The organism is Streptomyces sp. NPDC042259 (assembly GCF_055582085.1).
This window is the reverse complement of record NZ_JBVJDW010000008.1, coordinates 311063-333042: the sequence shown is the minus strand read 5'-3', so window position 1 is coordinate 333042 and position 21980 is coordinate 311063. Positions and strand designations below refer to the sequence as shown.

Annotated in this window: 22 protein-coding genes; 13 read left to right on the top strand and 9 right to left on the bottom strand. The window is 72.1% G+C overall.

Features of this window, described 5'->3' with window-relative positions; all coding sequences use genetic code 11:
* The first annotated feature begins 92 nt into the window (after positions 1 to 92).
* Positions 93 to 1592 carry a glutamate-cysteine ligase family protein gene (locus ACZ6MA_RS22895; protein ID WP_469435770.1) on the top strand — a complete coding sequence of 500 codons (1500 nt, stop codon included), beginning with the start codon at positions 93 to 95 and terminating at the stop codon, positions 1590 to 1592.
* 160 nt (positions 1593 to 1752) lie between these two features.
* Complete coding sequence (locus ACZ6MA_RS22890; RefSeq protein ID WP_469435790.1) at positions 1753 to 2562, top strand: CPBP family intramembrane glutamic endopeptidase; 810 nt, start codon at positions 1753 to 1755, stop codon at positions 2560 to 2562.
* 36 nt (positions 2563 to 2598) lie between these two features.
* Here the strand turns inward: ACZ6MA_RS22890 and ACZ6MA_RS22885 are convergent, their stop codons facing one another.
* Positions 2599 to 3414 carry a PhzF family phenazine biosynthesis protein gene (locus ACZ6MA_RS22885; RefSeq protein ID WP_469435769.1) on the bottom strand — a complete coding sequence of 272 codons (816 nt, stop codon included), beginning with the start codon at positions 3412 to 3414 and terminating at the stop codon, positions 2599 to 2601.
* 159 nt (positions 3415 to 3573) lie between these two features.
* Here ACZ6MA_RS22885 and ACZ6MA_RS22880 point away from each other — a divergent pair, with 159 nt between their 5' ends.
* The 3 genes from ACZ6MA_RS22880 to ACZ6MA_RS22870 all read left to right on the top strand — a co-directional run bounded on the left by ACZ6MA_RS22880 (position 3574) and on the right by ACZ6MA_RS22870 (position 6526).
* A complete protein-coding gene (locus ACZ6MA_RS22880; RefSeq protein WP_469435768.1) occupies positions 3574 to 4182 on the top strand; it encodes a PadR family transcriptional regulator in 609 nt (202 codons plus the stop codon).
* A gap of 132 nt (positions 4183 to 4314) precedes the next feature.
* Complete coding sequence (locus ACZ6MA_RS22875) at positions 4315 to 5316, top strand: EamA family transporter (RefSeq protein WP_469435767.1); 1002 nt, start codon at positions 4315 to 4317, stop codon at positions 5314 to 5316.
* A gap of 157 nt (positions 5317 to 5473) precedes the next feature.
* Complete coding sequence (locus ACZ6MA_RS22870; protein ID WP_469435766.1) at positions 5474 to 6526, top strand: DMT family transporter; 1053 nt, start codon at positions 5474 to 5476, stop codon at positions 6524 to 6526.
* Here the strand turns inward: ACZ6MA_RS22870 and ACZ6MA_RS22865 are convergent.
* A complete protein-coding gene (locus tag ACZ6MA_RS22865; RefSeq protein WP_469435765.1) occupies positions 6513 to 7199 on the bottom strand; it encodes a pyridoxamine 5'-phosphate oxidase family protein in 687 nt (228 codons plus the stop codon). The genes ACZ6MA_RS22870 and ACZ6MA_RS22865 overlap by 14 nt on opposite strands.
* 35 nt (positions 7200 to 7234) lie before the next feature.
* On the opposite strand from ACZ6MA_RS22865, the gene ACZ6MA_RS22860 reads away from it, so the two are divergent.
* Entirely contained in the window at positions 7235 to 8566 is a 1332-nt protein-coding gene (locus ACZ6MA_RS22860) for an aminotransferase class I/II-fold pyridoxal phosphate-dependent enzyme (RefSeq protein WP_469435764.1), read from the top strand.
* 105 nt (positions 8567 to 8671) lie between these two features.
* Here ACZ6MA_RS22860 and ACZ6MA_RS22855 read toward each other — a convergent pair whose 3' ends face one another.
* Positions 8672 to 9730: a DMT family transporter gene (locus ACZ6MA_RS22855; protein WP_469435763.1), complete on the bottom strand. Its 1059-nt coding sequence runs from the start codon at positions 9728 to 9730 to the stop codon at positions 8672 to 8674.
* A gap of 74 nt (positions 9731 to 9804) precedes the next feature.
* On the opposite strand from ACZ6MA_RS22855, the gene ACZ6MA_RS22850 reads away from it, so the two are divergent.
* Positions 9805 to 10719 (top strand): LysR family transcriptional regulator, encoded by a 915-nt coding sequence (locus tag ACZ6MA_RS22850; RefSeq protein ID WP_469435762.1) that lies wholly within the window; start codon positions 9805 to 9807, stop codon positions 10717 to 10719.
* Between the two features lie 220 nt (positions 10720 to 10939).
* Here the strand turns inward: ACZ6MA_RS22850 and ACZ6MA_RS22845 are convergent, their stop codons facing one another.
* Positions 10940 to 11407 (bottom strand): pyridoxamine 5'-phosphate oxidase family protein, encoded by a 468-nt coding sequence (locus ACZ6MA_RS22845; RefSeq protein ID WP_469435761.1) that lies wholly within the window; start codon positions 11405 to 11407, stop codon positions 10940 to 10942.
* A 148-nt stretch (positions 11408 to 11555) separates the two neighbouring features.
* Between ACZ6MA_RS22845 and ACZ6MA_RS22840 the strand changes: the two genes are divergently transcribed.
* A complete protein-coding gene (locus ACZ6MA_RS22840; RefSeq protein WP_469435760.1) occupies positions 11556 to 12200 on the top strand; it encodes a cysteine hydrolase family protein in 645 nt (214 codons plus the stop codon).
* 27 nt (positions 12201 to 12227) lie between these two features.
* Here the strand turns inward: ACZ6MA_RS22840 and ACZ6MA_RS22835 are convergent, their stop codons facing one another.
* From ACZ6MA_RS22835 to ACZ6MA_RS22825, 3 genes are all read right to left on the bottom strand, one after another.
* The gene (locus ACZ6MA_RS22835) at positions 12228 to 12698 is read right to left on the bottom strand and encodes a Rieske (2Fe-2S) protein (protein WP_469435759.1); all 471 of its coding nucleotides are present in this window, start codon (positions 12696 to 12698) and stop codon (positions 12228 to 12230) included.
* 154 nt (positions 12699 to 12852) lie between these two features.
* Positions 12853 to 14952: a S9 family peptidase gene (locus tag ACZ6MA_RS22830; protein WP_469435789.1), complete on the bottom strand. Its 2100-nt coding sequence runs from the start codon at positions 14950 to 14952 to the stop codon at positions 12853 to 12855.
* Between the two features lie 79 nt (positions 14953 to 15031).
* Positions 15032 to 16240, bottom strand: a complete 1209-nt coding sequence (locus ACZ6MA_RS22825; RefSeq protein WP_469435758.1) for a PP2C family protein-serine/threonine phosphatase — start codon at positions 16238 to 16240, stop codon at positions 15032 to 15034.
* Positions 16241 to 16440: 200 nt separating this feature from the next.
* Here ACZ6MA_RS22825 and ACZ6MA_RS22820 point away from each other — a divergent pair, with 200 nt between their 5' ends.
* On the top strand, positions 16441 to 16791 hold the full coding sequence (locus ACZ6MA_RS22820) for a hypothetical protein (RefSeq protein WP_469435757.1): 351 nt from the start codon (positions 16441 to 16443) through the stop codon (positions 16789 to 16791).
* A 145-nt stretch (positions 16792 to 16936) separates the two neighbouring features.
* On the opposite strand, the gene ACZ6MA_RS22815 is transcribed toward ACZ6MA_RS22820, so the two are convergent.
* Complete coding sequence (locus ACZ6MA_RS22815; protein ID WP_469435756.1) at positions 16937 to 17638, bottom strand: hypothetical protein; 702 nt, start codon at positions 17636 to 17638, stop codon at positions 16937 to 16939.
* 433 nt (positions 17639 to 18071) lie between these two features.
* Positions 18072 to 18677, bottom strand: a complete 606-nt coding sequence (locus ACZ6MA_RS22810; protein WP_469435755.1) for a dihydrofolate reductase family protein — start codon at positions 18675 to 18677, stop codon at positions 18072 to 18074.
* Between the two features lie 254 nt (positions 18678 to 18931).
* Here ACZ6MA_RS22810 and ACZ6MA_RS22805 point away from each other — a divergent pair, with 254 nt between their 5' ends.
* The 4 genes from ACZ6MA_RS22805 to ACZ6MA_RS22790 all read left to right on the top strand — a co-directional run bounded on the left by ACZ6MA_RS22805 (position 18932) and on the right by ACZ6MA_RS22790 (position 21885).
* The gene (locus ACZ6MA_RS22805; RefSeq protein ID WP_469435754.1) at positions 18932 to 19309 is read left to right on the top strand and encodes an LppU/SCO3897 family protein; all 378 of its coding nucleotides are present in this window, start codon (positions 18932 to 18934) and stop codon (positions 19307 to 19309) included.
* A gap of 348 nt (positions 19310 to 19657) precedes the next feature.
* Complete coding sequence (locus ACZ6MA_RS22800; protein ID WP_469435753.1) at positions 19658 to 20365, top strand: adenosylcobinamide amidohydrolase; 708 nt, start codon at positions 19658 to 19660, stop codon at positions 20363 to 20365.
* Positions 20366 to 20668: 303 nt separating this feature from the next.
* Positions 20669 to 21493: a HipA family kinase gene (locus ACZ6MA_RS22795; RefSeq protein WP_469435752.1), complete on the top strand. Its 825-nt coding sequence runs from the start codon at positions 20669 to 20671 to the stop codon at positions 21491 to 21493.
* Positions 21490 to 21885 carry a DUF3037 domain-containing protein gene (locus ACZ6MA_RS22790; RefSeq protein ID WP_469435751.1) on the top strand — a complete coding sequence of 132 codons (396 nt, stop codon included), beginning with the start codon at positions 21490 to 21492 and terminating at the stop codon, positions 21883 to 21885. Before ACZ6MA_RS22795 ends, ACZ6MA_RS22790 begins: the two co-directional genes overlap by 4 nt.
* Positions 21886 to 21980 lie beyond the last annotated feature (95 nt).

Sequence of the window (21980 nt, the reverse complement as noted above, 5' to 3'; positions counted from 1 at the left end):
GCACGGCGTTATCGATCACATTGCCTGGGCATCATCGATGCGGACACGAGCGCCTGACGCCGCGGGCGACCCACGTGAGGAGGGACCCTTCGATGGGTGAGAAGGTCGTGGCCGAGGAGTTCGACCTCGCTGACCGGCAGTGGTACCGGGACAAGCTCCGGCGGTGTCTGCGCGGGCTGGGGAGGCTGCTGGAGGAGAAGCGGTTCGACCGCCCCAGGAATCTCATGGGTGTGGAGATCGAGCTGAATCTCGCGGGCCCCGACGGGTTGCCGAGCATGATGAACTCGAAGGTGCTGGAGCGTATTGCGAGCCGTGATTTCCAGACCGAACTGGGGCGTTTCAATCTGGAAGTCAATATCGTGCCGCACCGGCTGACCGGCCGTGTCCTGGACCAGCTCGCCGAAGAGCTGCGCACGGGCCTTTCCTACGCCGACCGCAAGGCCGGCGAAGTGGATTCCCGGATCGTGATGATCGGTATTCTGCCGACGCTCACCGCGGCGGACCTGGTCTCCGCCAACCTCTCCGAGGCCGATCGCTACACCCTGCTCAACGACACGATCGTGGCCGCGCGCGGTGAGGATTTCACCATCGACATCGCCGGCGTCGAGCGGCTGACCTGCACCGCGAAGTCGATCACGCCCGAGGCGGCGTGCACCTCCGTCCAGCTGCATCTGCAGGTGACCCCCGGCCGGTTCGCCGCCGTATGGAACGCGGCGCAGGCCGTCGCCGCCGCGCAGATCGCCGTCGGCGCCAACTCCCCCTTCCTCTTCGGCAGGGAGCTGTGGCGCGAGTCCCGCCCGCCGTTGTTCGTGCAGTCCACCGACACCCGGCCGCCCGAACTCCAGGCGCAGGGCGTGCGGCCGCGCACCTGGTTCGGGGAGCGCTGGATCGAGTCGGCCTACGAACTCTTCGAGGAGAACCTGCGCTTCTTCCCGCCGCTGCTGCCCCTCTCCGACGACGAGGACCCCCTGCGGGTGCTGGACGAGGGCGGGGTGCCCGGGCTGTACGAACTCGTGCTGCACAACGGCACCGTCTACCGCTGGAACCGGCCCGTCTACGGCATCGCCGACGGCGTCCCGCACCTGCGGGTGGAGAACCGCGTCCTGCCCGCCGGCCCCACCGTCTGCGACACCATCGCCAACGCCGCCTTCTACTACGGGCTGGTCAGGGCGCTCGCGGAGGAGGGGCGTCCGGTGTGGACGCGGCTGCCGTTCGCCGTCGCCGGGGAGAATTTCGACGCGGCCTGCCGGGACGGCATCGAGGCCACCCTGCGCTGGCCCAAGGGGCGCACCGGCACCCTGACCCGGGTGCCGGCCGTGCGGCTGGTGCGGGAGGAGCTGCTTCCGCTGGCCGCGGCCGGGCTCGACGCGTGGGGTGTGGAGCCCGCCGACCGGGACCGCTATCTCGGCATCGTCGAAGAGCGCTGCCGGCGCCGGGCCAACGGGGCGTCCTGGCAGGCCGGCACGTACCACCGGGCCCGGGGCGCGGGGATGGGCCGGGACCGGGCACTGGCCGCCACCACCCGGCGCTACCGCGAGCTGATGCTGACGGGGGAACCGGTACACACCTGGCCGCTCGGGCTCGGTGACTGACAAAGGACCCGGTCGGCGGCCGTTTGGCGGGCGCGAGGTCGTCGGGCAAGCTGGTGACGACCATGGGCGACGCTCCTCTCCGCGGGTGTGAGGGCGGGAGGAAGTGGAGGCAGGTGTGCGACGAGGTGCGCGCGACGAGGTGGACGTTCCGCCCGGCGGCCTGTCCGGTGTGCTCCCCGGTTCCTCGCCCGGCAAGGCGGGCGACGCCGGGGCGGGGCTGTCGCGGCGGACGCTGCGGGCCGAGCTGCTGCTCGTCCTGGCGCTGTCACTCGGGGCCAGCGGTGTCTCGTCGCTGATCAGCTTCGTCGGCGCGGCCACCCGCCCCGGGGGACTGAGCGACCAGGCCGCCACCCTCAACGGCAGCCACGCCCCCGGCCGGCCGTGGCTGGAACTCGCCTGGCAGGTCTTCGGGATCACGACCTCGCTGGTGCCCGTCTTCCTCGTCGCGCATCTGCTGCTGCGCGAGGGCGCGGGACTGCGGGTCATCGGCTTCGACCGGCGGCGGCCGCGATACGACCTGACGCGGGGGACGGCCCTCGCCGCGGCCATCGGCGGCACCGGGCTGCTCTTCTACCTCGGTGCCCGCGCGGCGGGGTTCAACCTGACGGTGGTGCCCGAGGCGCTGCCCGACGTCTGGTGGAAGCTGCCGGTACTGATCGCCTCCGCCGCGCAGAACGCGGTACTGGAGGAGGTCGTCGTGGTCGGCTACCTGCTGCGCAGACTCGGCCAGCTGGGCTGGACACCGATGGCGGCCCTGGTGGCCAGTGCCGTGCTGCGCGGCTCGTACCACCTCTACCAGGGCATCGGTGGTTTCGTCGGCAACATGGCCATGGGCGTGGTGTTCGTCCTGCTCTACCGGCGCTGGGGGCGGGTGGGGCCGCTGGTCGCCGCGCACGCGCTGATCGACGTCGTGGCCTTCGTCGGCTACGCCCTGCTCGCCGGCAAGGTGGGCTGGCTGCCCACGGCCTGACCGGACCGGTCGAAGCCGTGGGCGGGCGCGGGCTCGTCAGGCGAGCAGTTCGCCGTCGATGACGGTGACGGCGGTGCCGGTCAGCAGGGTGCGGTCGCCGCGCAGGCCGGTCCGTACGCGCCCGGAGCGGGCGGACGCCTGCAGACCCGTCAGGTCGTCGCGGCCCAGGCGTGCGGACCAGAAGGGGGCCAGGGCGGTGTGCGCGCTGCCGGTCACCGGGTCCTCGTCGACGCCGACGTTGGGGAAGAAGCAGCGCGAGACGTAGTCGTAGCCGCGCGCGGGGTCCTCGGCCGCGGCCGTGGCGATGATGCCCCGGCGGGAATGCCGGGCGAGCGCGGGAATGTCGGGGGACAGTCCCCGGACGGTCTTCTCGTCGGCCAGTTCCACCAGGAGGTCGCCGATGTGCGGGCCGGTGTCGTGCACGGAGAGCGGTTGTGCGCCGAGCGCGGCGGAGACGCCGTCGGGGACGGTGGCCGGGGTGAGCGGCGACGTCGGGAAGTCCAGGGTGATCGAGCCGTCGTCGTGTGCCGTCGCGGTCAGGATGCCGCAGCGGGCGGAGAAGCGGACGGTGCCGGTGGCGGTGCCCGTGCTGTGCAGGACGTGCGCGGTGGCGAGCGTGGCGTGCCCGCACATGTCGACCTCGGTGGTGGGGGTGAACCAGCGCAGCGCCCAGTCGGCGTCGGCGCCCCGGGGCAGCCGGTGCGCGAAGGCGGTCTCGGAGAGGTTGACCTCGGCGGCGATCCGCTGGAGCCGGCCGTCGTCGGGGAAGGCATCGGAGTCGAAGAGCAGGACCCCGGCCGGGTTGCCGGCGAAGGGGCGGTCGGTGAAGGCGTCGACGATTCGTATCCGCATGGCCGGACCGTAGAGGGTCACTGACCTGCGGCGACACGGCCAATTCGGAAAATGTGGCCCGGTTCGGGCGACGGGCGTGGCGGAAGAGCGTTGTCATACGATCGGTTCCGATATATCGTTGATGCATCACGAAAGATCAACGATGGGAGAAACGTCATCATGCGTTTTCACGGGCACGAGCACGAGCACGGTGGACCCGGCCCTCGCGGTCGGGGTGAATCCGGTGGCGGCCGCGCCGCCTTCGGGCCGTTCGGACCTCCTTTCGGGGGCCCGCCCCCCTTCGGCCGGGGCCCGTTCGGCGGCCACCGGCGCGGCGGGCCGGGCGGCAGGGCCCGGCGGGGCGATGTACGGACCTCGATCCTGGCCCTGCTCAAGGACCGGCCGATGCACGGCTACGAAATGATCCAGGAGATCGTCGAGCGCAGCGGCGGCACCTGGAAGCCGAGCCCGGGCTCGGTCTACCCGACGCTCCAGCTGCTGGAGGACGAGGGGCTGATCAGCAGCGCGAGCGAGGGCGGCAAGAAGCTGTTCACGCTCACCGAGACGGGCCGGGCCGAGGCCGACGCGGGGGCGCGGGCCCCGTGGGAGGAAGCCGGGCGCGGCGTCGACTGGGAGGCCGCGAACGAGATCCGCCAGGCGGGTTTCGGGCTGATGGAAGCCTTCGGTCAGGTCTGGAAGACCGGCAGCGAGGAGCAGCGGCAGAAGGCTCTCGCGGTCATCAACGAATCGCGCAAGAAGCTCTACCTGATCCTCGCCGACGAGGCCTGAGGCCGGCCGGGCCGGCAAGGGGGCGTCCTGTGGGTTCCCACCTCTTCGGCCCGGACAGGTGACGGAACCGGCGGGAGACGAACAGGAGCCAAAAGGGGTGACGCTCCTGACATCGGCTGCCATGATGCAGCGATGCAATCGTCTCAAGACAGGGGCGCGGGCAGGGGCGCGGGCCTCGGGCCGGCCCTGGTGTCCGCGCTCGCGTTCGGCGGCTCCGGCGTCGCGGCCAAACCGCTGATCGAGGCGGGTCTCGACCCGCTCCACGTGGTGTGGCTGCGAGTGGCCGGGGCGGCGCTCGTGCTGCTGCCCGTCGCCTGGCGGCACCGCGCCCTGGTGACGCGCCGGCCCGCACTCCTCGCGGGGTTCGGGCTGCTCGCCGTCGCGGGGGTCCAGGCCTGTTACTTCGCCGCCATCGCCCGGATCCCCGTCGGGGTGGCCCTGCTGGTCGAATACCTCGGGCCCGCCCTGCTGCTCGGCTGGGTGCGATTCGTCCAACGACGATCCGTCAGCCGGGCCGCCGTCGTGGGCGTCGTGCTCGCCGTCGCCGGGCTCGCCTGCGTGGTGGAGGTGTGGGCCGGGCTCGGGTTCGATGCCGTGGGCCTGCTGCTGGCCCTCGGCGCGGCCTGCTGCCAGGTCGGCTATTTCGTCCTGTCCGACCACGGCGGCGAGGGGGACGAGCCCGCCGACGCGGTCGGAGTCGTCGCCTACGGGCTGCTCGTCGGCGCGGTCGTCCTGACGGCGGTCGCCGCCCCCTGGACCATGGACTGGCAGGTGCTCGCCGGGCGGGCCGAGCTGGCCGGGACGGCGCTGCCGGCCGGGCTGTTGCTCGCCTGGATCGTGCTGGTCGCGACCGTGGCGGCGTATCTCACCGGCGTCCTCTCCGTGCGTCGGCTCTCGCCGCAGGTGGCCGGTGTGGTCGCCTGCCTGGAAGCGGTCGTCGCCACCGTCCTGGCCTGGGTGCTGCTCGGCGAGCACCTGTCCACGCCGCAGATCGTGGGCGGGGCCGTGGTGCTGCTGGGTGCCTTCATCGCCCAGACCTCCACCCCGAAGCCGGCCCCCGCCGCCCCGGTCGCGGGCGGCGGGCCGCCGGCGGGCGCCGAGGGGAAGTTGTCGAGCGGGTCCCGTCCGGCTTAGTGTGCCGATCATGCCGATGACTGTTCTGCCGCCTCCCGCCGCGTAGCGCGGGCGGCCGCTCCCGGAAGACCGGGCCCGGGGCGATGCCCCGGGCGGATCGCCGCTGCCCGCACAGGGGACCACGCGATCACCTCTTGTCTTACGCGGGAGAACAGTCATGCGACGCTCCACTCTTTCCCCCTGCCCTGCGGCGGGCCCGTCCTCCGTGCTGCCCTCGGGCGGCCGGCCCGCGCGGCCGGGACCGTCCGTCGGCCGGGGGCTGCTCTATGTGGCCTTCGCGGCCGCCGCCTGGGGCACCACGGGCCCGACCGCCGCCCTGGTCTTCGACAGCAGCGGCCTCGGCCCCGTCGCGCTCACCTTCTGGCGCACGGCCGGGGCACTCGTCCTGTTGTCCGTCGTCCGGGCCGTACGGTCGCGCCGCCTGCCGAAGGGCCCCGCGCGGGCTCACGAGCCCAAGCGGCGCCGGGTGCTCCGGACGCTGGTCACCGGCGTGGGGCTCACGGTCTTCCAGACCGCCTACTTCGCTGCGGTGGCCGGAACGGGGATCGCGGTCGGCACCGTCGTCACTCTGGGGGCCGCGCCCGTACTGGTGGCACTCGGGGGCAGGCCGCTGATGGGCGAACGGCTCGGCGCGGGAGGCAGGGTGGCCGTGTGCGGCGCGCTCCTCGGGCTGGCCGTGCTGATGACGGCCGGCGACGGCACGGGCGCGGTGCGGCCGGCGGGGGTCGCCCTCGGGCTGCTGTCCGCCGCCGGATACGCGGTGGTCACCCTCGCCACGCGGTTCCCGGGCCGGACGGGCCCGGCCGCCGACCCGTTCACGACGACACTGGCCTCCTTCGCCGTCGGCACGGTCTGCCTGCTGCCGCTCGCGGCCGCCGAGGGGCTGTGGCCGCACACGCGTGAACTGGGCCGCACCCTGTGGCTGATGGGGTACCTGGTCACCGTGCCGACGGCGCTCGCCTACGGGCTGTTCTTCGCCGGGCTGCTGGTGGTGCGCGGCACCACGGTCGCGGTCGTCACCCTCATCGAACCGGTGACGGCCGCGGTCATCGCCGTCGTCCTGCTCGGCGAGCACCTCACCGCCGCGACCGTGGCGGGCACGGCGGTCCTTCTGTGCGCGGTGGCGGCGCTGGCCCTCGCCGAGGCGCGCGGCGCCGCCGCCCCCGCGGACGGAGCCCCGCTCAGCGGAGCCCCACTCAGCGGGCGGTGAGGTAGCCGGGCACGGGAATGCCCGGCGTGAGGTCGTCCGCGGGGATCAGGGGGCCGTAGCCGGTGGTGAGCGGGACGACGCCGCTCCAGTAGGGCAGGGCGACGTCCTCCTCGTAGTCGTCCGGGCCGGCATCGCGGACCTTGGCGGACACCTCGGTCAGATCGATGCCCAGCACGGCCGTCGCGGCCAGCTCCCGGGGCGACGCCGGCCGGCAGTCGGCCGCGCGGCCCGGCACCACCTGGTCGACGAGGGCGTCGAGGGCGGCGTTGACCTCTTCCTCGTCCGTCACCGGCCGGGCCGTGCCGTGCACCACGACGGAGCGGTAGTTGAGCGAGTGACTGAAGGCGGAGCGGGCGAGGACGAGCCCGTCGACATGGGTGACGGTGACGCACACGGGCAGGCCGTCATCCGTCCGCCCGGCGGCGCGCAGCGGGCGGGAGCCGGTCGAACCGTGCACGTAGAGCCGCTCGCCGATGCGTCCGTAGAGGGTCGGCAGGACGACGGGCGCCCCGTCGCGGACGAAGCCGAGGTGGCAGACGTAACCCGCGTCGAGTATCGAGTGGACCAGCTCGCGGTCGTAGTGGGCGCGCTCGCGGTGACGGGTGACGGTGGTCCGCTCGGTCCGCTCGTAGGCGGGCGGCTCGTGCGAGGCGGGGGCGACGGGTGCCGGCATTGCGCTCTCCATTGCACTAGTGCATACTTGGCTTTGTGCTAGGAGACTATCGGATCGAAGGTCGTCGCGCAGCGGACATTTCGGCGAATGTGGAGCGCGCCGTCGGAGCGGGCAAGCTCGCCCCGGGCGAACTGCTGCCGCCCATGCGGGAGTTGGCGGTCGAGCTGGGCGTCAATCCCAATACGGTCGCGGCCGCCTATCGCATCCTGCGTGAGCGGGGAGTGATCGAGACCTCGGGCCGCCGGGGCAGCCGGGTGCGCCACCGTCCGGCCAGTACGCACCGCGAGCTGATCCGCGTGGAGGCGCCCGAAGGCGTGCGCGACGTGTCGACCGGCAACCCCGATCCGGAGCTGCTGCCCCCGCTCGGCGAGGCGCTCGCCGAGGCCGCCACCCGCGCCGCCGAGGGCCCGGTGCTCTACGGTTCGTCCGCCGTCGACACCGAGCTGGAGCGGATGGCCCGCGCCGCCTTCGACGCCGACCGGGTCCCGGCCGGGCCGCTGGCGGTCACCTCCGGATCGCTGGACGCCATCGAGCGCGTCCTGAGTGCCCATCTGCGGCCGGGGGACGAGGTGGCGGTCGAGGACCCCGGCTGGGGCAGCCTCCTCGACCTGATCTCCGCGCTCGGCCTGCGCGCGGTCCCCGTCGCGCTCGACGATGACGGGCCGCTGCCCGAGGAGACCGACCGCGCGCTACGGCAGGGCGCCCGGGCCCTGGTCGTCACCGACCGGGCGCAGAACCCCACCGGTGCGGCCGTCAGTGCGGCGCGCGCCCGTGAGCTGCGGGCCGTGCTCGCCGAGCACCCGCAGGTGCTGCTCATCGAGGACGACCACGGCCACGGCATCGTCGATCTCCCCCTGCACCCCCTCGCGGGCGGCACCGATCACTGGGTGCTCGTGCGCTCTGTCGCGAAGGCGTACGGGCCCGATCTGCGGCTCGCGGTGCTCACCGGCGACGCCGTCACGGTGGACCGGGTGCGCGGGCGGCAGCGCCTGGGGCCGGGCTGGGTCAGCCATGTGCTGCAGCGGGCCGTGGCGCACCTGTGGCGCACCGGCGCGGTGGACGCGTCGGCGGTCGCCGGCTCGTACGGGCACCGCCGGGAGGCACTGATCGGGGCGCTGCGGGAGCGGGGGATCGTGGCGCACGGGCGCAGCGGGATGAACGTATGGCTTCCGGTGCCGGACGAGACGGGGGCGGTGGCGCGCTTGCTGCAGGCGGGCTGGGCGGTGGCGCCGGGCGCGCGCTTCCGGGTCTCCTCCCCGCCCGGGGTGCGGCTGACCGTGTCCCCCCTGTCCATGGACGACATAGGGCCGGTCGCGGACGCGCTGGCGTCCGTGACCGGCCCGGATGTGACGGGGCGCTACGACTGAGGCGCTTACCGGACCGCACGCCGCACCGGGTGCCAGGGGCGCGTCGGGGGCGTAGGGCGCCTGGGCGTGGGCGTCGTCGGGCCCGCGCGGATCCGCCGGGCGGGCTCAGCGCTCGCGGACCGCGCCGGCGAGGGGCCGGCGGGAGGCCTTCGTCCGTGACCCGCCCTGGGTGAGCGCCGCTCCGGCCAGCACGATCAGCGCTCCGACCGGGGTGTTCCAGGTGAGCCGCTCGTCGAGGAGGGCGACACCGGCCGTCGTCGCGATGACCGGGATGAAATAGGTGGTCATGGTCGCGGTCGTCGGTCCGACCTCCGCCACCAGCCCGTACTGGAGAAGGAATGCGAGCCCGGTGCCCAGTGCCCCGAGCGCGACGATCGCCAGCACCGGCACGACGGGAAAGGAGCCGGGCAGGGGGCTGACCAGCGGGGCGACGACGCCGAGCTGAACGGTGGCCAGGAGGAGCTGGGCGCCGGACATCGACAGGTGGGAGTTGCCGGTGTCGGCCAGCGTGCGCCGGACGTATATCCAGCCGACCGCGTAGCTGAGCGAGGCGATCAGGGCCAGCAGGGTGCCGGTCGGGTCCTGGCCGTCGAAGCCCTGCCAGGCGCCGAGGACGGTGAGCACACCGATGAACCCGAGGCCGAGACCGGCGAAGCGGCGGCGGGTGGGGCGGTCCTCGGAGAGGGCCACGAGCGAGAGGAGCATGCCCCACAGCGGGGTGGTGGCGTTGCAGATGCCGGCCAGGGTGGAGGAGATGGTCAGCTCGGCGTAGGCGAAGAGCGAGAAGGGGAGGGCGTTGAGCAGCAACGCCGCGACGGCGAGATGCCCCCAGGTGCGGGCGCCGCGCGGCAGCCGCTGCCGCTTGACGGCGAGCGTGGCCACGAGCACCAGGGCACCGAAGAACACCCGCCCGAAGGAGACCTGGAGCGGGGCGAAACCGTCCGTGCCGAGCTTGATGAAGAGAAAGCTGAAACCCCAGATGAGCGAGAGCACGCCGAAGCGGATACGCCAGTCCACGGTGGACCGGCCCTGGCCGGAGCCATCGGGAGCACCCGGGCCGGGGCGGGCCCCGGCGCCGGTCGCGGGGCCGGTGGCGGAAGGGGCCCCGGGAGAGGGGCGGGTGGTGGCTGTGGCGGAAGGTGATCCCGATGCGACGACGCTCATGGAGATCACCTTGCCTGGCCATACGTATTAGAACAAGCGAATAATTGTGTATGACATCGCGTAGCATTCCTTACATGTTGAACCTGGACCGTCTGCGGACGCTCAACGCCGTCGCCCGCCATGGCTCCGTCAGTGGTGCCGCCGACGGACTGCATGTGACGACTTCCGCCGTTTCACAACAGCTGGCCAAGCTGGAGCGGGAGACCGGTCAGCAGCTGCTGGCCAAGAACGGCCGCGGGGTACGGCTCACCGACGCCGGGCGGCTGCTCGCCGAGCACGCCTCGCGCATCCTCTCCCAGGTGGAGCTGGCCCAGGCCGATCTGGAGGCACAGCGCGGCCGGGCCGTCGGCGAGCTGCTGCTCGGCGCCTTCCCCACGGCGGCCCGTGGGCTGTTTCCGGCCGCGCTCGCGGAATTGCGCGACGCGCACCCGCAACTGCGGGCGCGGCTGGAGGAGATGGAGCCGGACGAGGCCGTGCCGCGCGTGGTGCGCGGTGACATCGACGTCGCCGTCGTCCTCGACTGGTACAACAAGCCGCTGCCGATGCCCGACGGTCTGGCCAAGGCCCCGATCCTCGACGACCCCGCCGATGTGGCGCTGCCCGCCGATCATCCGCTCGCCGACCGGGCCGAGCTGGATCTGGAGGACCTCGCCGACGACGAGTGGGTCTCCTGGCCCCGTGGGGAGTTCTGTCACGACTGGCTGATGCTCACGCTGCGCGGCAAGGGCATCGAGCCCCGCATCTCGCACATGGCCGAGGAGCACCACACCCAGCTCGCGCTCGTCGCCGCCGGCCTCGGAGTCGCCGTCGCGCCCCGCCTCGGCCGCGGCCCGGTGCCGGAGGGGGTGCGAGTGGTCCCCGTCCGGCACTCGATGAGCCGCCATGTGTACGCGGTCTGGCGGGCGGACGCCGACCGCAGGCCCTCGATCCGGGCGGCGGTCGAAGCGTTGCGCACCGTGGGTGCGGCGGTCGGCGGCCGAACCGGCTGAGCGGACACTGCCCCGCGAAGCCTGCCCGGCGAGCCTTCGGCCGCCGGCCGGTTTCGCCGCCTGCGGCGGCGGGCGCCCTGCGGCGCGTCCTCACCACCGGACGGGCTTGACCGGGCTGGGCTCGGCCGCCGCCCGTCCGGCGTTGAAGGCACCGCCGCGTAGGGGTGGTGGGGGACGATCCGGTTTCGGGGCCCCGCGCACATGGTCCGCGTGACACGCCCTACGCGCGGGGCAGCTTGCGGAAGTCCCAGGAGGCGACGGCCTCCGGTACCAGGCGCAGCCAGGCGTGCCGGCCGTCGTGGGGCAGGGTGTCCAGCCCGAAGTACTTGGTGGCGAACAGCGCCTCCGGGGCGTCGAGTTCGGGGCACGGACTCCCCGTGCGCGGGGCCTCGCCGACGAAGGCCGCGGTGCCGGACAGCTCCGCGCCGCGCAGCTCCCCGTACTCCCGCCCGTCGTCGACGACCACCGCCACACGCGGATCCCGCCGCAGGTCGGCCCACCGGCGGCTGCGGGTCAGGGAGTACAGCCACAGCGCGGCCCCGTCCCAGACGAACCACAGCGCGCCGACGTGCGGCCGGCCGTCGCGGCCGACCGTGGCCACCCGGCAGGTGCGCCGCTCGGTGAGGAAGGCGTCCAGTTCGGCCCGCGTCATCATGATCCGGCGGCCCCGCCGCTGTATGGCGGTCATTCCCGCACCACCTTCCCTGAGCTGACAGGTCGTCAGGAAGCATCGGGCAACTTCCCCTGCCGCGCAATGCCCGCTACCCTCGCGCGACTTGGGTCCCGGGCCGTGCGGCCCGTCCGGACCGTACCGAGAAGCAGGCGAGGAGCGCGTCATGGCGCCGCAGGACCATCCGGGCGAGCGGCTCGACCCGGCGACGACCGTGCTCCTGACCGTGGAGTGCCAGCGCGGAGTCGTCGGCCCCGACAGCGCGCTGCCCGAACTCGCGGCCGTCGCCCGCGCCTCCGGCGCCCTGGGCAATGTCGCACGGCTCGTCGAGGGCGCCCACGCGGCGGGTGTCCAGGTCGTGCACGCCATCGCCGAACGCCGCCCCGACGGCCGAGGCGCCGGTCGCAACGCCCGTCTCTTTCGCGTCGCCGAGCGGCTGCCCGTGCAGCAGCTGACCGGCACGCTGGCCGTCCGCGTCGCCGAGCCGATCCCGGTCGGCGAGGACGATCTCGTCGTACGGAGACTGCACGGGCTCTCCCCGCTCGCCGGCACGGGCGTGGACGCGCTGCTGCGTAACCTCGGCTGCCGTGCCCTGATCGTCACCGGTGTCTCGGCCAACGTCGCGATCCCCAACACCGTCTTCGACGCCGTCAACCTCGGCTACACCGCCGTCGTCCCCACCGACGCCATCGCCGGCGTGCCCGCCGAGTACACCCAGGCGATGGTCCGCCACACCCTGGCCCTCGTCGCCACCCTGACCACCACCGACACCGTCCTGCGCGGTTGGCGGCGGCCGGGCGGGCGGCGCTGAACACGGCCGCGCCCGGCCGCCGTCACCTCAGGCGAGCCCGATGGAGTCGCCCCGCACGGAGATCCTCACCTCCGGCAGCGGCAGCTTCGCCGGCTCGTGCCGGACGCTGCCGTCCTCGATGCTGAACTCGCTGCCGTGACAGGGGCACTTGATCGTCCCGTCCGACACGTCCTTGACCACGCACTTCTGATGCGTGCACACCGCCGAGAACGCCTTGAACTCGCCTTTGGAGGGCTGCGTCACCACCACCCGCCGGTCCGGGAAGACCTTCCCGCCGCCCTCCGGGATCTCCGAGGTCCGGGCCAGCACCCGGCCCGCACCACCCCCGGAAGGCGGTCGCGCCGTATCGGACGCGGCACCCGTATCAGGGGTGCCGGACCGCGTCGAAGCATCGTCCGAGCCGCATGCCGCGAGGGCGGCGGCGAGGCCGGTGGCCCCGACCGCCGCCACGACGCTGCGGCGGCTCGCGCCGCCCGGGGCGGGTGACGTGTGGGTCATGTTCGCTCCTTGCTGCCGTTGCCGAGCGGTCACCGGACCGGCGCCGGGACCGCTGCGCGTGCGCGACCGGTGCGCGAGACGACAGGCACTCGCCACGACGGGCACCCGACGCGACCGGTCACAAGGAGACGTACGGGCCCGCCCCCGCCCGCGTTCAGCGCGCGAGGGCCTTTCGCAGGAAGTCCAGCTCGAACAGCAGGAGGTTCTCGGTCGTCTCCTCCGCCGTCACGTGCGTCGATCCCACCAGCGGCAGCACCGAGTGCGGCCGTCCCGCCGCCAGCAGCGCCGCCGACATCCGCAGCGTGTGCGCCACCGCCACGTTGTCGTCCGCCATCCCGTGGACGAGCAGCAGCGGACGGCGCAGCAAGCCCGCGTCACCGATCGTCGACGAACGCGCGTAGTTCTCCGGCTCCTCGTCGGGGTGGCCGAGGAAGCGTTCCTTCCAGTGGGTGTCGTACAGCCGCTGATCGGTCGGAGCCGCACCGGAGACCGCCGCGTGGAAGACCTCGGGGTGGCGCAGTACCGCGGCCGCCGCGACGGTTCCGCCGAACGACCAGCCGCGGATGCCCACCCGCCCAGGGTCCAGATCCGGGTACCGTTCGCACACCGCCCGCAGCGCGTCGGCCTGATCCTCCAGAACGGGTGTCAGCTGGTCGCCGCGCACCGCCTTCTCCCACGCGGGCCCCCGGCCGGGCGTGCCCCGGCCGTCCACGATCAGCACCGCGAAGCCCTGCTCGGCGAACCACCGGGCCACCAGGGTCCACCACGCGCGGTCGCGCACCACGAGCCGGACCCCGGGTCCAGCGTACGGGCAGAGCAGCACCGGCAGCTTTCCCGCCCCCGGCTCGTGCCAGGACGGCAGGAACAGCATGCCGGGCAGCTCCCGCTCGCCGAGCGTCAGGAACTCGGGCCGTGGCGCGAGCAGGGGGTCGGCGACGAACGAGGCGATCGAGCCGGCCGGTTCGCCGTCGCGCAGGACCGTCACGGTGTGCCCGTCCGGGGTCCGGCCGTCCAGCACCACGGTGGGGCCGCCCGCGACCGCCGTGTACATGCCCGGCTCCCGGCTCAGCCGGGTGAGGCCCGGGCCCGGTTCGTAGGCCCAGACGTGACGCTCGGTCGGGTCCTGCCAGGCCGTGAACAGCACCCGTTCGCCGTCCGTGCCGAGGACGGCGTCCAGTTGCAGGCCCTCGGGGGTCACCGGTCGGCCGTCGACGGCCAGCTGTCGGGTGCCGTCGGATTCGAGGGGTTCGACCAGGGCACCGGAGCGGGTGCGGGCCGGGGTGCCGGGGACGAGTTCCACCCACGCCGCATCGTGCCGCTCGCCCGCCGTCCTCGTCGCGCCCGTCTCCGGATCCACCGTCAGCACCCGCAGGTGACGCTGGTCGCGGCTCTGCACACCGAGCAGCGGGCCGTGCGCGTCCCAGCCGGCCGTGGCCAGGTATTCGTATGCCGCACGGTCCCAGCTCACCTCCGTGCGCCGGCCGTCGAGCGCCACTACGGACAGGGTGACCTCCGCGTTGGTGGTGCCCGCCGCCGGGTAGCGGACGGGGCGGGGCGCCTTCGCCGGGTGCGCGGGATCGGCGAGGTACCACAGCGGCACGGGCGTCGGGTCGACCCGGGCGACCAGCAGCGCCCGCCCGTCCGGCGCCCACCAGTAACCCCGCGAGCGCCCCATCGACTCCATCGCCGTGTACTCCGCCAGGCCGTAGGTGACCTCCGCTTCCTCCGGCACCAGCCGCAGCACCTCCTCGCCCGCCACGGACACGACGTGCAGCGCGCCCCCGCTGACGTAGGCGACATGGCGGCCGTCGGGTGAGGGCCGCGGGTCCACGGCGGGCCCCGCCGTCGGCAGCCGGAAGGGCGCGGCGCCGTCCGTGCGGACCGCCCAGAGCGTGCCGCCGAGCGCGAACACGGCCAGCCGCGCCTCGCGGTCGGTCGCGTACGACACGATGCCCGCGGACTGCTCGCGGGCCCGCTCCCGCCGCGCCCGCTCCGCGTCCGGTATCCCGGTGCCGTCCGTCAGCGCCGCCGGGTCGGCGAGCGGCCGCTCCCGCCCGTCCTCGTACAGCCACAGCCGGCTCAGCGGGTCCAGCCCGCCGCCCGTGCGCGTGAACAGCACCCGCCGCCCGTCGGGCGAGACCGTGAAGCCGCGCGGCGCGCCCAGCGAGAAGCGCCGGGAGCGGGCGAACCGGCGGGGGAATCCGGCGACGTCCGTGCCGTTCCCGTCGAGGGGGGTGTCTTTCTTGCCGATCATGTCGTTCATGATCGGCACCCTGACAGGAATCCGCCGTCACCGGTACCGGCACCGAAGCCGCGCCACGGGCCGGGGAGGTTCACCGGCGAGCCTGACCCGGCACGGCGCCACGGTTGTCGCGCCGGGCGGTACCGTGCCAGTCCAGTATGAGGACGGTGGCGTCGTCCTTGAGGTTGCCCCGGCAGGCGTCCAGTACCGCCGTTGTCAGCGTGCGCACGGCCTCCCTGGGATGCGAGGCGCGGGTCTCGCGCACGAGCGAGGGCAGATCCACAGCCGCGGCACCGCGTTCCAGCATGCCGTCGGTGAGCAGGACCAGACGGTCGCCGGGGCCCAGCTGCAGTGTCTGGAGTTCGTAGGAGGTGGGCGCCGCCACGCCGAACGGCAGGTTGACGGCGAGTTTGACCTCCTCGGTCTCGTCAGCGCCGCCCCGGAGGCGCAGGGGCCAGGGATGACCCGCGTTGACCAGTTCGCAGGTGCCTGTCTCAAGACGCACGCAGAGCAGTTGTCCGGTGGCCAGTCCACGACTGTGGGTCAGCAGGGCCTCGTGGGCACGGTGGGCCTGATGGAGCGCGTCACAACCCGTGCGGCGGGCGCCGCGCAACGCACCTGTGACCAGCGTGGCCAGCAGGGCGGAGTCGGTGTCGTGGCCCATGGCATCGGTGATGGACAGGTGCAGCGTGTCCCGGTCGAGCGTGTAGTCGTAGGTGTCGCCACCGATGTCGTCGGCCGGGACCAGCCCGGCGGCGAGGGTGAACTGAGGAGCTTCGCAGCAGGAGGCCGAAGGCAGCAGCTGGTGCTGGATCTCGGCGGCCAGACTGGTCCGGGTGGTACGCCGGTTCGCGTGGTACAGATCGGTGAAGCGGCGGTCCGTGACGATGATGTAGGCCAGCGCGTGGGCGGCGGCGCCGATCTGTTCGAGCACGGTGTCGTCGGCGTACTGCAGTGTCACCTCCAGCACACCGATGCAGTCACCGCGATTGGTCACCGGCGAGATCACACGCCGCCCGCCCTGGCCGTCCGGTTCCACGTACTGGCGCTGGCTGCGCAGAACCGTGTCGTAGACGCTGCCGTGCAAATCGCTCCGTTCCGCGGCGTCCGCCCTCTCGCCCTCGGCGGGCGCGCTCAGACGTAGCAGTCGCTGCCCCATGAGGTCGACGAACAGGAACGACACCCGCTCCGCCCCGAAACGCTTGCGCAGGTCGTGCGCGATGACGTCGACGGACTCCCCGGGCGGCGCGGACTCCGCGGCGGCCAGAAGCTCGCCCAGTTCCACATCTCTACCGTTCATGGCAACCTCCTCGTCTGTCGCCGCTTATTCCCCGAGTTCCGCCGACCTCACCCCGAGCGTCCGTCTGTCCGGTCACAGCGTGTGATTCCGTCCGGCCGTTCCCTCGTTGGTGTGAAAGCGGAAGGAGGGGGGGAGCTACTCACCGCGGATGAGTAACATCGCCGATGCCGACGGGCTGCCGAGGGTTTTTGGCTGGTGTGATGACCGCCAGCCCGTCAACCGACAGTCAACGTTCAGCCGCCTGGCAGATCCGCTGTGCGAGGATCCTCGCCCGGCTGGGGCTGGGGCTCCTCGTGCCGGGAACGGTGCTCTCGCTGGCCGTCGCCGTCGTTCCCTCATACGGTGAGTGTTACGACGGTGGTGCGTGTGCGGTGCTGCCCTCCGGCCGACTGCTCGCCGCTCTGTTCCTCGTGTCCCTCGCGTCCGGCCTCATCGCCGCGTTCGGTTTACGGCCCTTCCGGTGCCCTCCGAAGGTGTGTTGGGCGGCGTTGGCCGTCCAATGGGGCACCCAGATTTTCCTGGCCCTGTCGCTCGCGACGGCGGGCGCCTAGCCGGGGCGGGCTGCCGCCGTGAACGAACACGACACCGCGCGTGGCCTTGTCGGGTCAGGGGCCGTGGCGCCCTGGCCTTCCACGAAGTCACCCTGAAGTGCGATTGAAGACAAGCGGGTGGTCTTCCCAACATACGATCCGCCGGTCACGCCTCGTGGGTGTCGGGTGAGTGGTGGTGCGGGCTCACCGCCCGGTGGTGGGCGAGGAGATAGGGATCGCGCAGGCGTGCGTCGTCGGCGCGGTCGCGTACGGCATCGGTCAGAAGCCAGTCCAGCAACTCCGCGGTGGCGTGGTATTCGCCGTAGAAGCCCATGCCCAAGTCGATGATCTCGAACTCGCACATCACGCTGTCGATGAGGTCTGCCAAGTGGGCGTCGGCGGCAGGGGTACGGATGGTGGTCCACATGTCCAGCCAGGGACGCAAGGCGTTGGTGGCGACGGTGATGAGGCTGAGGGTCTCCCTGATGGGGACGGGGCTGGGGTGCGTATGAAGGGTGGCCCGCCACCAGGCGGACCACACGTCACGGAGGGCGTCGGCCAAGGGCTCGTCCCACGTGGTCCAGGCCGCCTGCAGCAATCGGGAGGCGACGATCTCCTCGCTGACGTGGAACCGGCCGGTGACGACGGGGCGGATGACGCGTGGCGTAAGACGGCGGAAGAGGCGGGGGAAGTCGTCCCAGTGGCTGGGCACCTCCAGGGCCACGGCGGTGACCATTTCGTCGGAGATCAGGTGCAGCGGTCCGGAGAGTTCGGCGAAGTGCTGCTCGCCATAGCAATACGGGCACCCCTCGACCGGAAAGGGCTCTTCGTGGGCGAACGCGCGGTCCAGAGCGTCGAGTGCTGTCATGAGCTGCTGGCAGTGGGGCACGGTGACCTGCAGGGGGACTCCGTCCGGGCGACCGGCGAAGATCGCAGAGTATCAGCGCGTCCTCTGCGGGAAGCCTGGGTGGACATGAGCGGCGCCGGGTACGACGGCTCGGAAGTCCGTCCGAGCTGCCGAACCCGAGCGCGGTGTGACTGAGCGCTTCAGTTGGCCCCATCGGCCATGCAGAGCGCTCAGCTCGCGAGGCTCTGCCCAGCGTCCAGCGGCGCATCCATATCCGGAAGGTGGATCTTTGTGGAGACTGCCGCCCGGGAGGGCGTACGTGGGCGGACCTGCGACGGTTCGGGGTCAGGTGGGCCGGTGGTCCTGACGTTGACTGTTCGCCCCCTACTGAGGTCTTGCTCCGCGCCCGTCGGCGCCGGCCTGGCGGCCGTCCAGACCGGCGGACGGGGCGACGTCATGCAGGGACGCCGAGCGGTGGGTGCTCGAGCACGCGGGGCTTGTACTCGACCAGCTGGATGCGGCCGTCGAAGGTGCGGTGCCCGATCATCTCGAGGGCAACGTCCGGATAGCCGTCGTAGATGCGTTCTTCGCCCGTGGCCCCGGTGATCACCGGGAACATCACGACCCGGAAGCGGTCGACGAGACCGGCTCGTAGCAGGGACCGGCACAGGCTGAGGCTGCCGATCGTGCTGAGCAGCCCCGAGCCACTCGACTTCATGGCGCGGACCGCCTCGACAGCGTCGTCGCGGACGAGCGTGGAGTTGGTCCACGTCAATGGCTCCTCGAGTGAGGAGGAGAACACCACCTTGGGCGCTTGCGTGAGCTCGTCGACGGACGCCTCTTCTTCGGGCCTGAACTCGTCTTGGCCCTTCGGGACCTCGCCTGCGGCGAAACCCGACATAAGGCGGTAGGTGTTCGCTCCCATCAGGTAGGTGGCCTCGGGCTGCTCGCCGAGCCATGCGAGGTACTCCGGGCCCTCGAGGCCCCAGAACCCGGGCCACCCCTCTCCCGATGCATGGCCGTCGAGGGAGGTGATGAAGTCTACGAGAAGCTCCGACATGGCGGTGTCCTTTCCTGGGGTGTCACTAGCTTGGACCGACCGGAAGCAACGAACTCATCGGCCGCGCTGTGGAGCAATGAGAAAACGGCCCGGGCCAACCATCACGCTCAGCCGGGCCAAGTACAACGCTCAGGGGCCAACTGAAACGCTCAGTCACAACAGCGGCAGCGGTAAAACTGGGTGTGACCCCTGGACTGCTGTGTTCGGTTAAAGTTCGACCCCCATCACTACGCGTATGACTTCGGGGATTTCTCTTGACCACCCTGCCGCCCCTGGGCGACTCACTCCAGCCCGACCGCAGCCTTCGCCGCATCTGGATGTTCGTGGGGGTGCTGGTCGTGGTCTGTGCAGCCGCGTTTCTCATCAACCGCCAGTTCCTGGACGAGGACGATCACACCGAGGTGACAGCGGGCGACTGCTTCACCAACACCGGCACCGCCGAGAAGCCGAAGATCAAGAAGCTGGATTGCGGTGACCCGAAGGCCGAGTACAGGGCGCTGAAGAAGATCGACGGTGCCGTCACGGGCCTGGCGTGTTCGGATGTCGAGGGCACCACCGGAGCGCTCACGCAGATCAGTTGGGGCAAGAAGTCGGAATCCTTCGCCGTCTGTTACACATCCAACCGCCACTGACCGGCCGGCTCGCCCTGTCGAACAGGGCATGTCCGCCCAGCGGAACCGCCGAGCGGCCGGCGGCGCTGTGCGAGCGATGTGGGCCGGCGGGTCTCAGCGCGGGCCGTTGACCTTCCGGTCAAGGTCGAGGGTGAGTTTCAGAGCGTCCAGCACGCTGTGCTCGAAGGCGGCGGTGTAACCACCGCGGGCTCCTCATGCCTTGGGCACCAAGGAGGAGACCGAGCTGCGCGCCGCCGCGCGCTCGAAGCCGAAGTGGGCCTCCGCTCTACCGGCATCACCACGCACGGTGCGCGTACGATCGGTTGCTCCATCTCCCCTCTGCTGTAGGAGCGAGTTCCGGTGCCCGCCATGCCTTCCGTCGTTCCGTCGCCGCGTACGCATGTGCCGCGAATACTGGAGGTGGAGCAGCTGGTGCGGACGGAGGAGGGGCTACGGCTGCCCGCTCTGTTGTGGAGGGCCGGAGCCGGCTGGCGGATGGCCAGCAGCGCTGTCCTCGGTGGCGGGATCGGGGAGCGTCACTGGGTTCTCAACGCCCAAGTGCCTCATGGATACCGGGAGACTGATCCGGCGGAGTATCTGTCCCGGCTCGCACGGAACAGCGGGGGAGCCGCAGGACCGGGTGTGGGCCTGATGACCGCCGCCGATGTCTCACGTGCGGCGCGCGGTCTCGACGGCGGTGTTGAAGTAGTGGCGACCGTCGGCATCGGAGTGTCGGGCTGGGCGGCCTCGCCCCAGGCAGGCAGCAGTGACCGGCCGGAGGCCGGCACCATCAACATCATCGTCGCCGTACCGGTGCCCTTGAGCGACGGCGCCCTGGTCAATGCCGTGGCCACGGCGACGGAAGCCAAGGTCCAGGCGCTGTTGGACGCCGGGTACGACTGCTCCGGCACCCCGACCGACGCGGTGTGTATCGCCGCCCCGGCTCCGCGTCCCGAAGGGGAGGTACAACAGTTCGCGGGCCCCCGCTCGCTGTGGGGCGCGCGCCTGGCCAGGGCGGTCCATCAGGCGGTGCTCGACGGTATCCCGACTGTGAGGCGGGCTCCGACGGCTCGCTGACGCTCCACCGGAAGTGTGGGGGTCACTGCCCTCCTTGCCACCGTGGGAGCAGAGAGGGCACACCGCCCGGTGGCTCGGTCAATCGTCGCCGGGCGTCACGCTCGGTTACTATGCCCACTCACGCCAGAGGCCGAAAGCAAGGGGCGCACCGCCACCGACGGACTGCTCGCGAGGGCGAGGAGTGCCAGGCCGACTGAAACTCCCCAGAGCCTCCCCAAGGCCGATCGTGGATGCTTCCCCCAAAGATTATCTCTTGGAGTATGTGATGGATTGTCAGGTAAAAGAGCCGCGGGGCCTGCGGTAATGCTGCCAGAGGTCACCGCCACCCGCTATGTCACGCCCTTGCGTGAGGGCGGCTCGCTTCCCGGCATCGTCGAGGCCGACGACCTGGGCACCTACGTCATGAAGTTCACCGGCGCCGGGCAGGGCCGTAAGACGCTGGTCGCGGAGGTCGTCTGCGGCCTGCTGGGGCGTCGGCTCGGGTTGCGCGTCCCGGATCTGGCGGGCATCCAGCTGGACCCGGTGATCGGCCGGGCCGAGCCGGACCAGGAAGTGCAGGGACTGCTGAAGGCGAGCGGCGGCCTCAACCTCGGGATGGACTTCCTCCCCGGGGCGCTCGGCTTCGACCCGCTCGCCTTCGAGGTCGACGCGGCCGAGGCCGGACGCGTGGTCTGGTTCGACGCGCTCGTCAACAACGTCGACCGCTCGTGGCGCAACCCCAATCTGCTGGTCTGGCACGGCGAGCTGTGGCTCATCGATCACGGCGCCACGATGATCTGGCACCACAACTGGCCGACGGCGCGGGCCGCCGCGGACAGGGCCTACGACGCCTCCGACCACGTCCTGGCCACCTTCGGCCCGGACGTCGCCGCCGCCGGGGCCGAACTCGCGCCCCGGATCACCGAGGAACTGCTGACCGAGGTCACGGCCGAGGTGCCGGACGAGTGGCTGGTGAACGAGCCGGGCTTCGCCGGTCCCGACGCGCTGCGGCGCGCGTACGTCGAGACGCTGCTGGCCCGTGCCGCGACCATCGGTGACCGGATCACGTTCGGCGAACGCAGCAAGGACAAGCCCTCGCAAGCCCCGGAGTGGGTGCGGGTCAGGCTCGACGGAAGGGCCGGAAAATGACCGGGCGCCACAACGGACGCGACGTTTTCGAGTACGCGCTGCTGCGCGTCGTGCCGCGCGTGGAGCGCGGTGAGCTGATCAACGCGGGGGTGGTCGTCTACTGCCAGGCGAAGTCGTTCGTCGCGGCCCGCGTCCACCTGGACGAGGCCCGGCTGCTGGCGCTCGACCCGACGGCCGACGTGGCGTGTGTGCGCGCCGCACTCCGTGCCGTCGAGGGCGTCTGCTCCGGCGGGGAACGGGCCGGGCAGGCCGCCGGGGACGACCCCGGGCGGCGCTTTCGCTGGCTGATCGCACCGCGCAGCACGATCGTCCAGCCCGGGCCGGTGCACACCGGGCTGACCGCGGATCCCGAGCGGGAGTCCGAGCGGCTGCTGGATCTGCTGGTGCGCTGAGGCCGGGCGGGCCCTCGGGCAGCGTTGACAGCGGGTGGCGGGGCTTCTAGCGTCTGTCTGCTGAAGCTACTAAGCGGTTGCTCACCCGTGGCGGT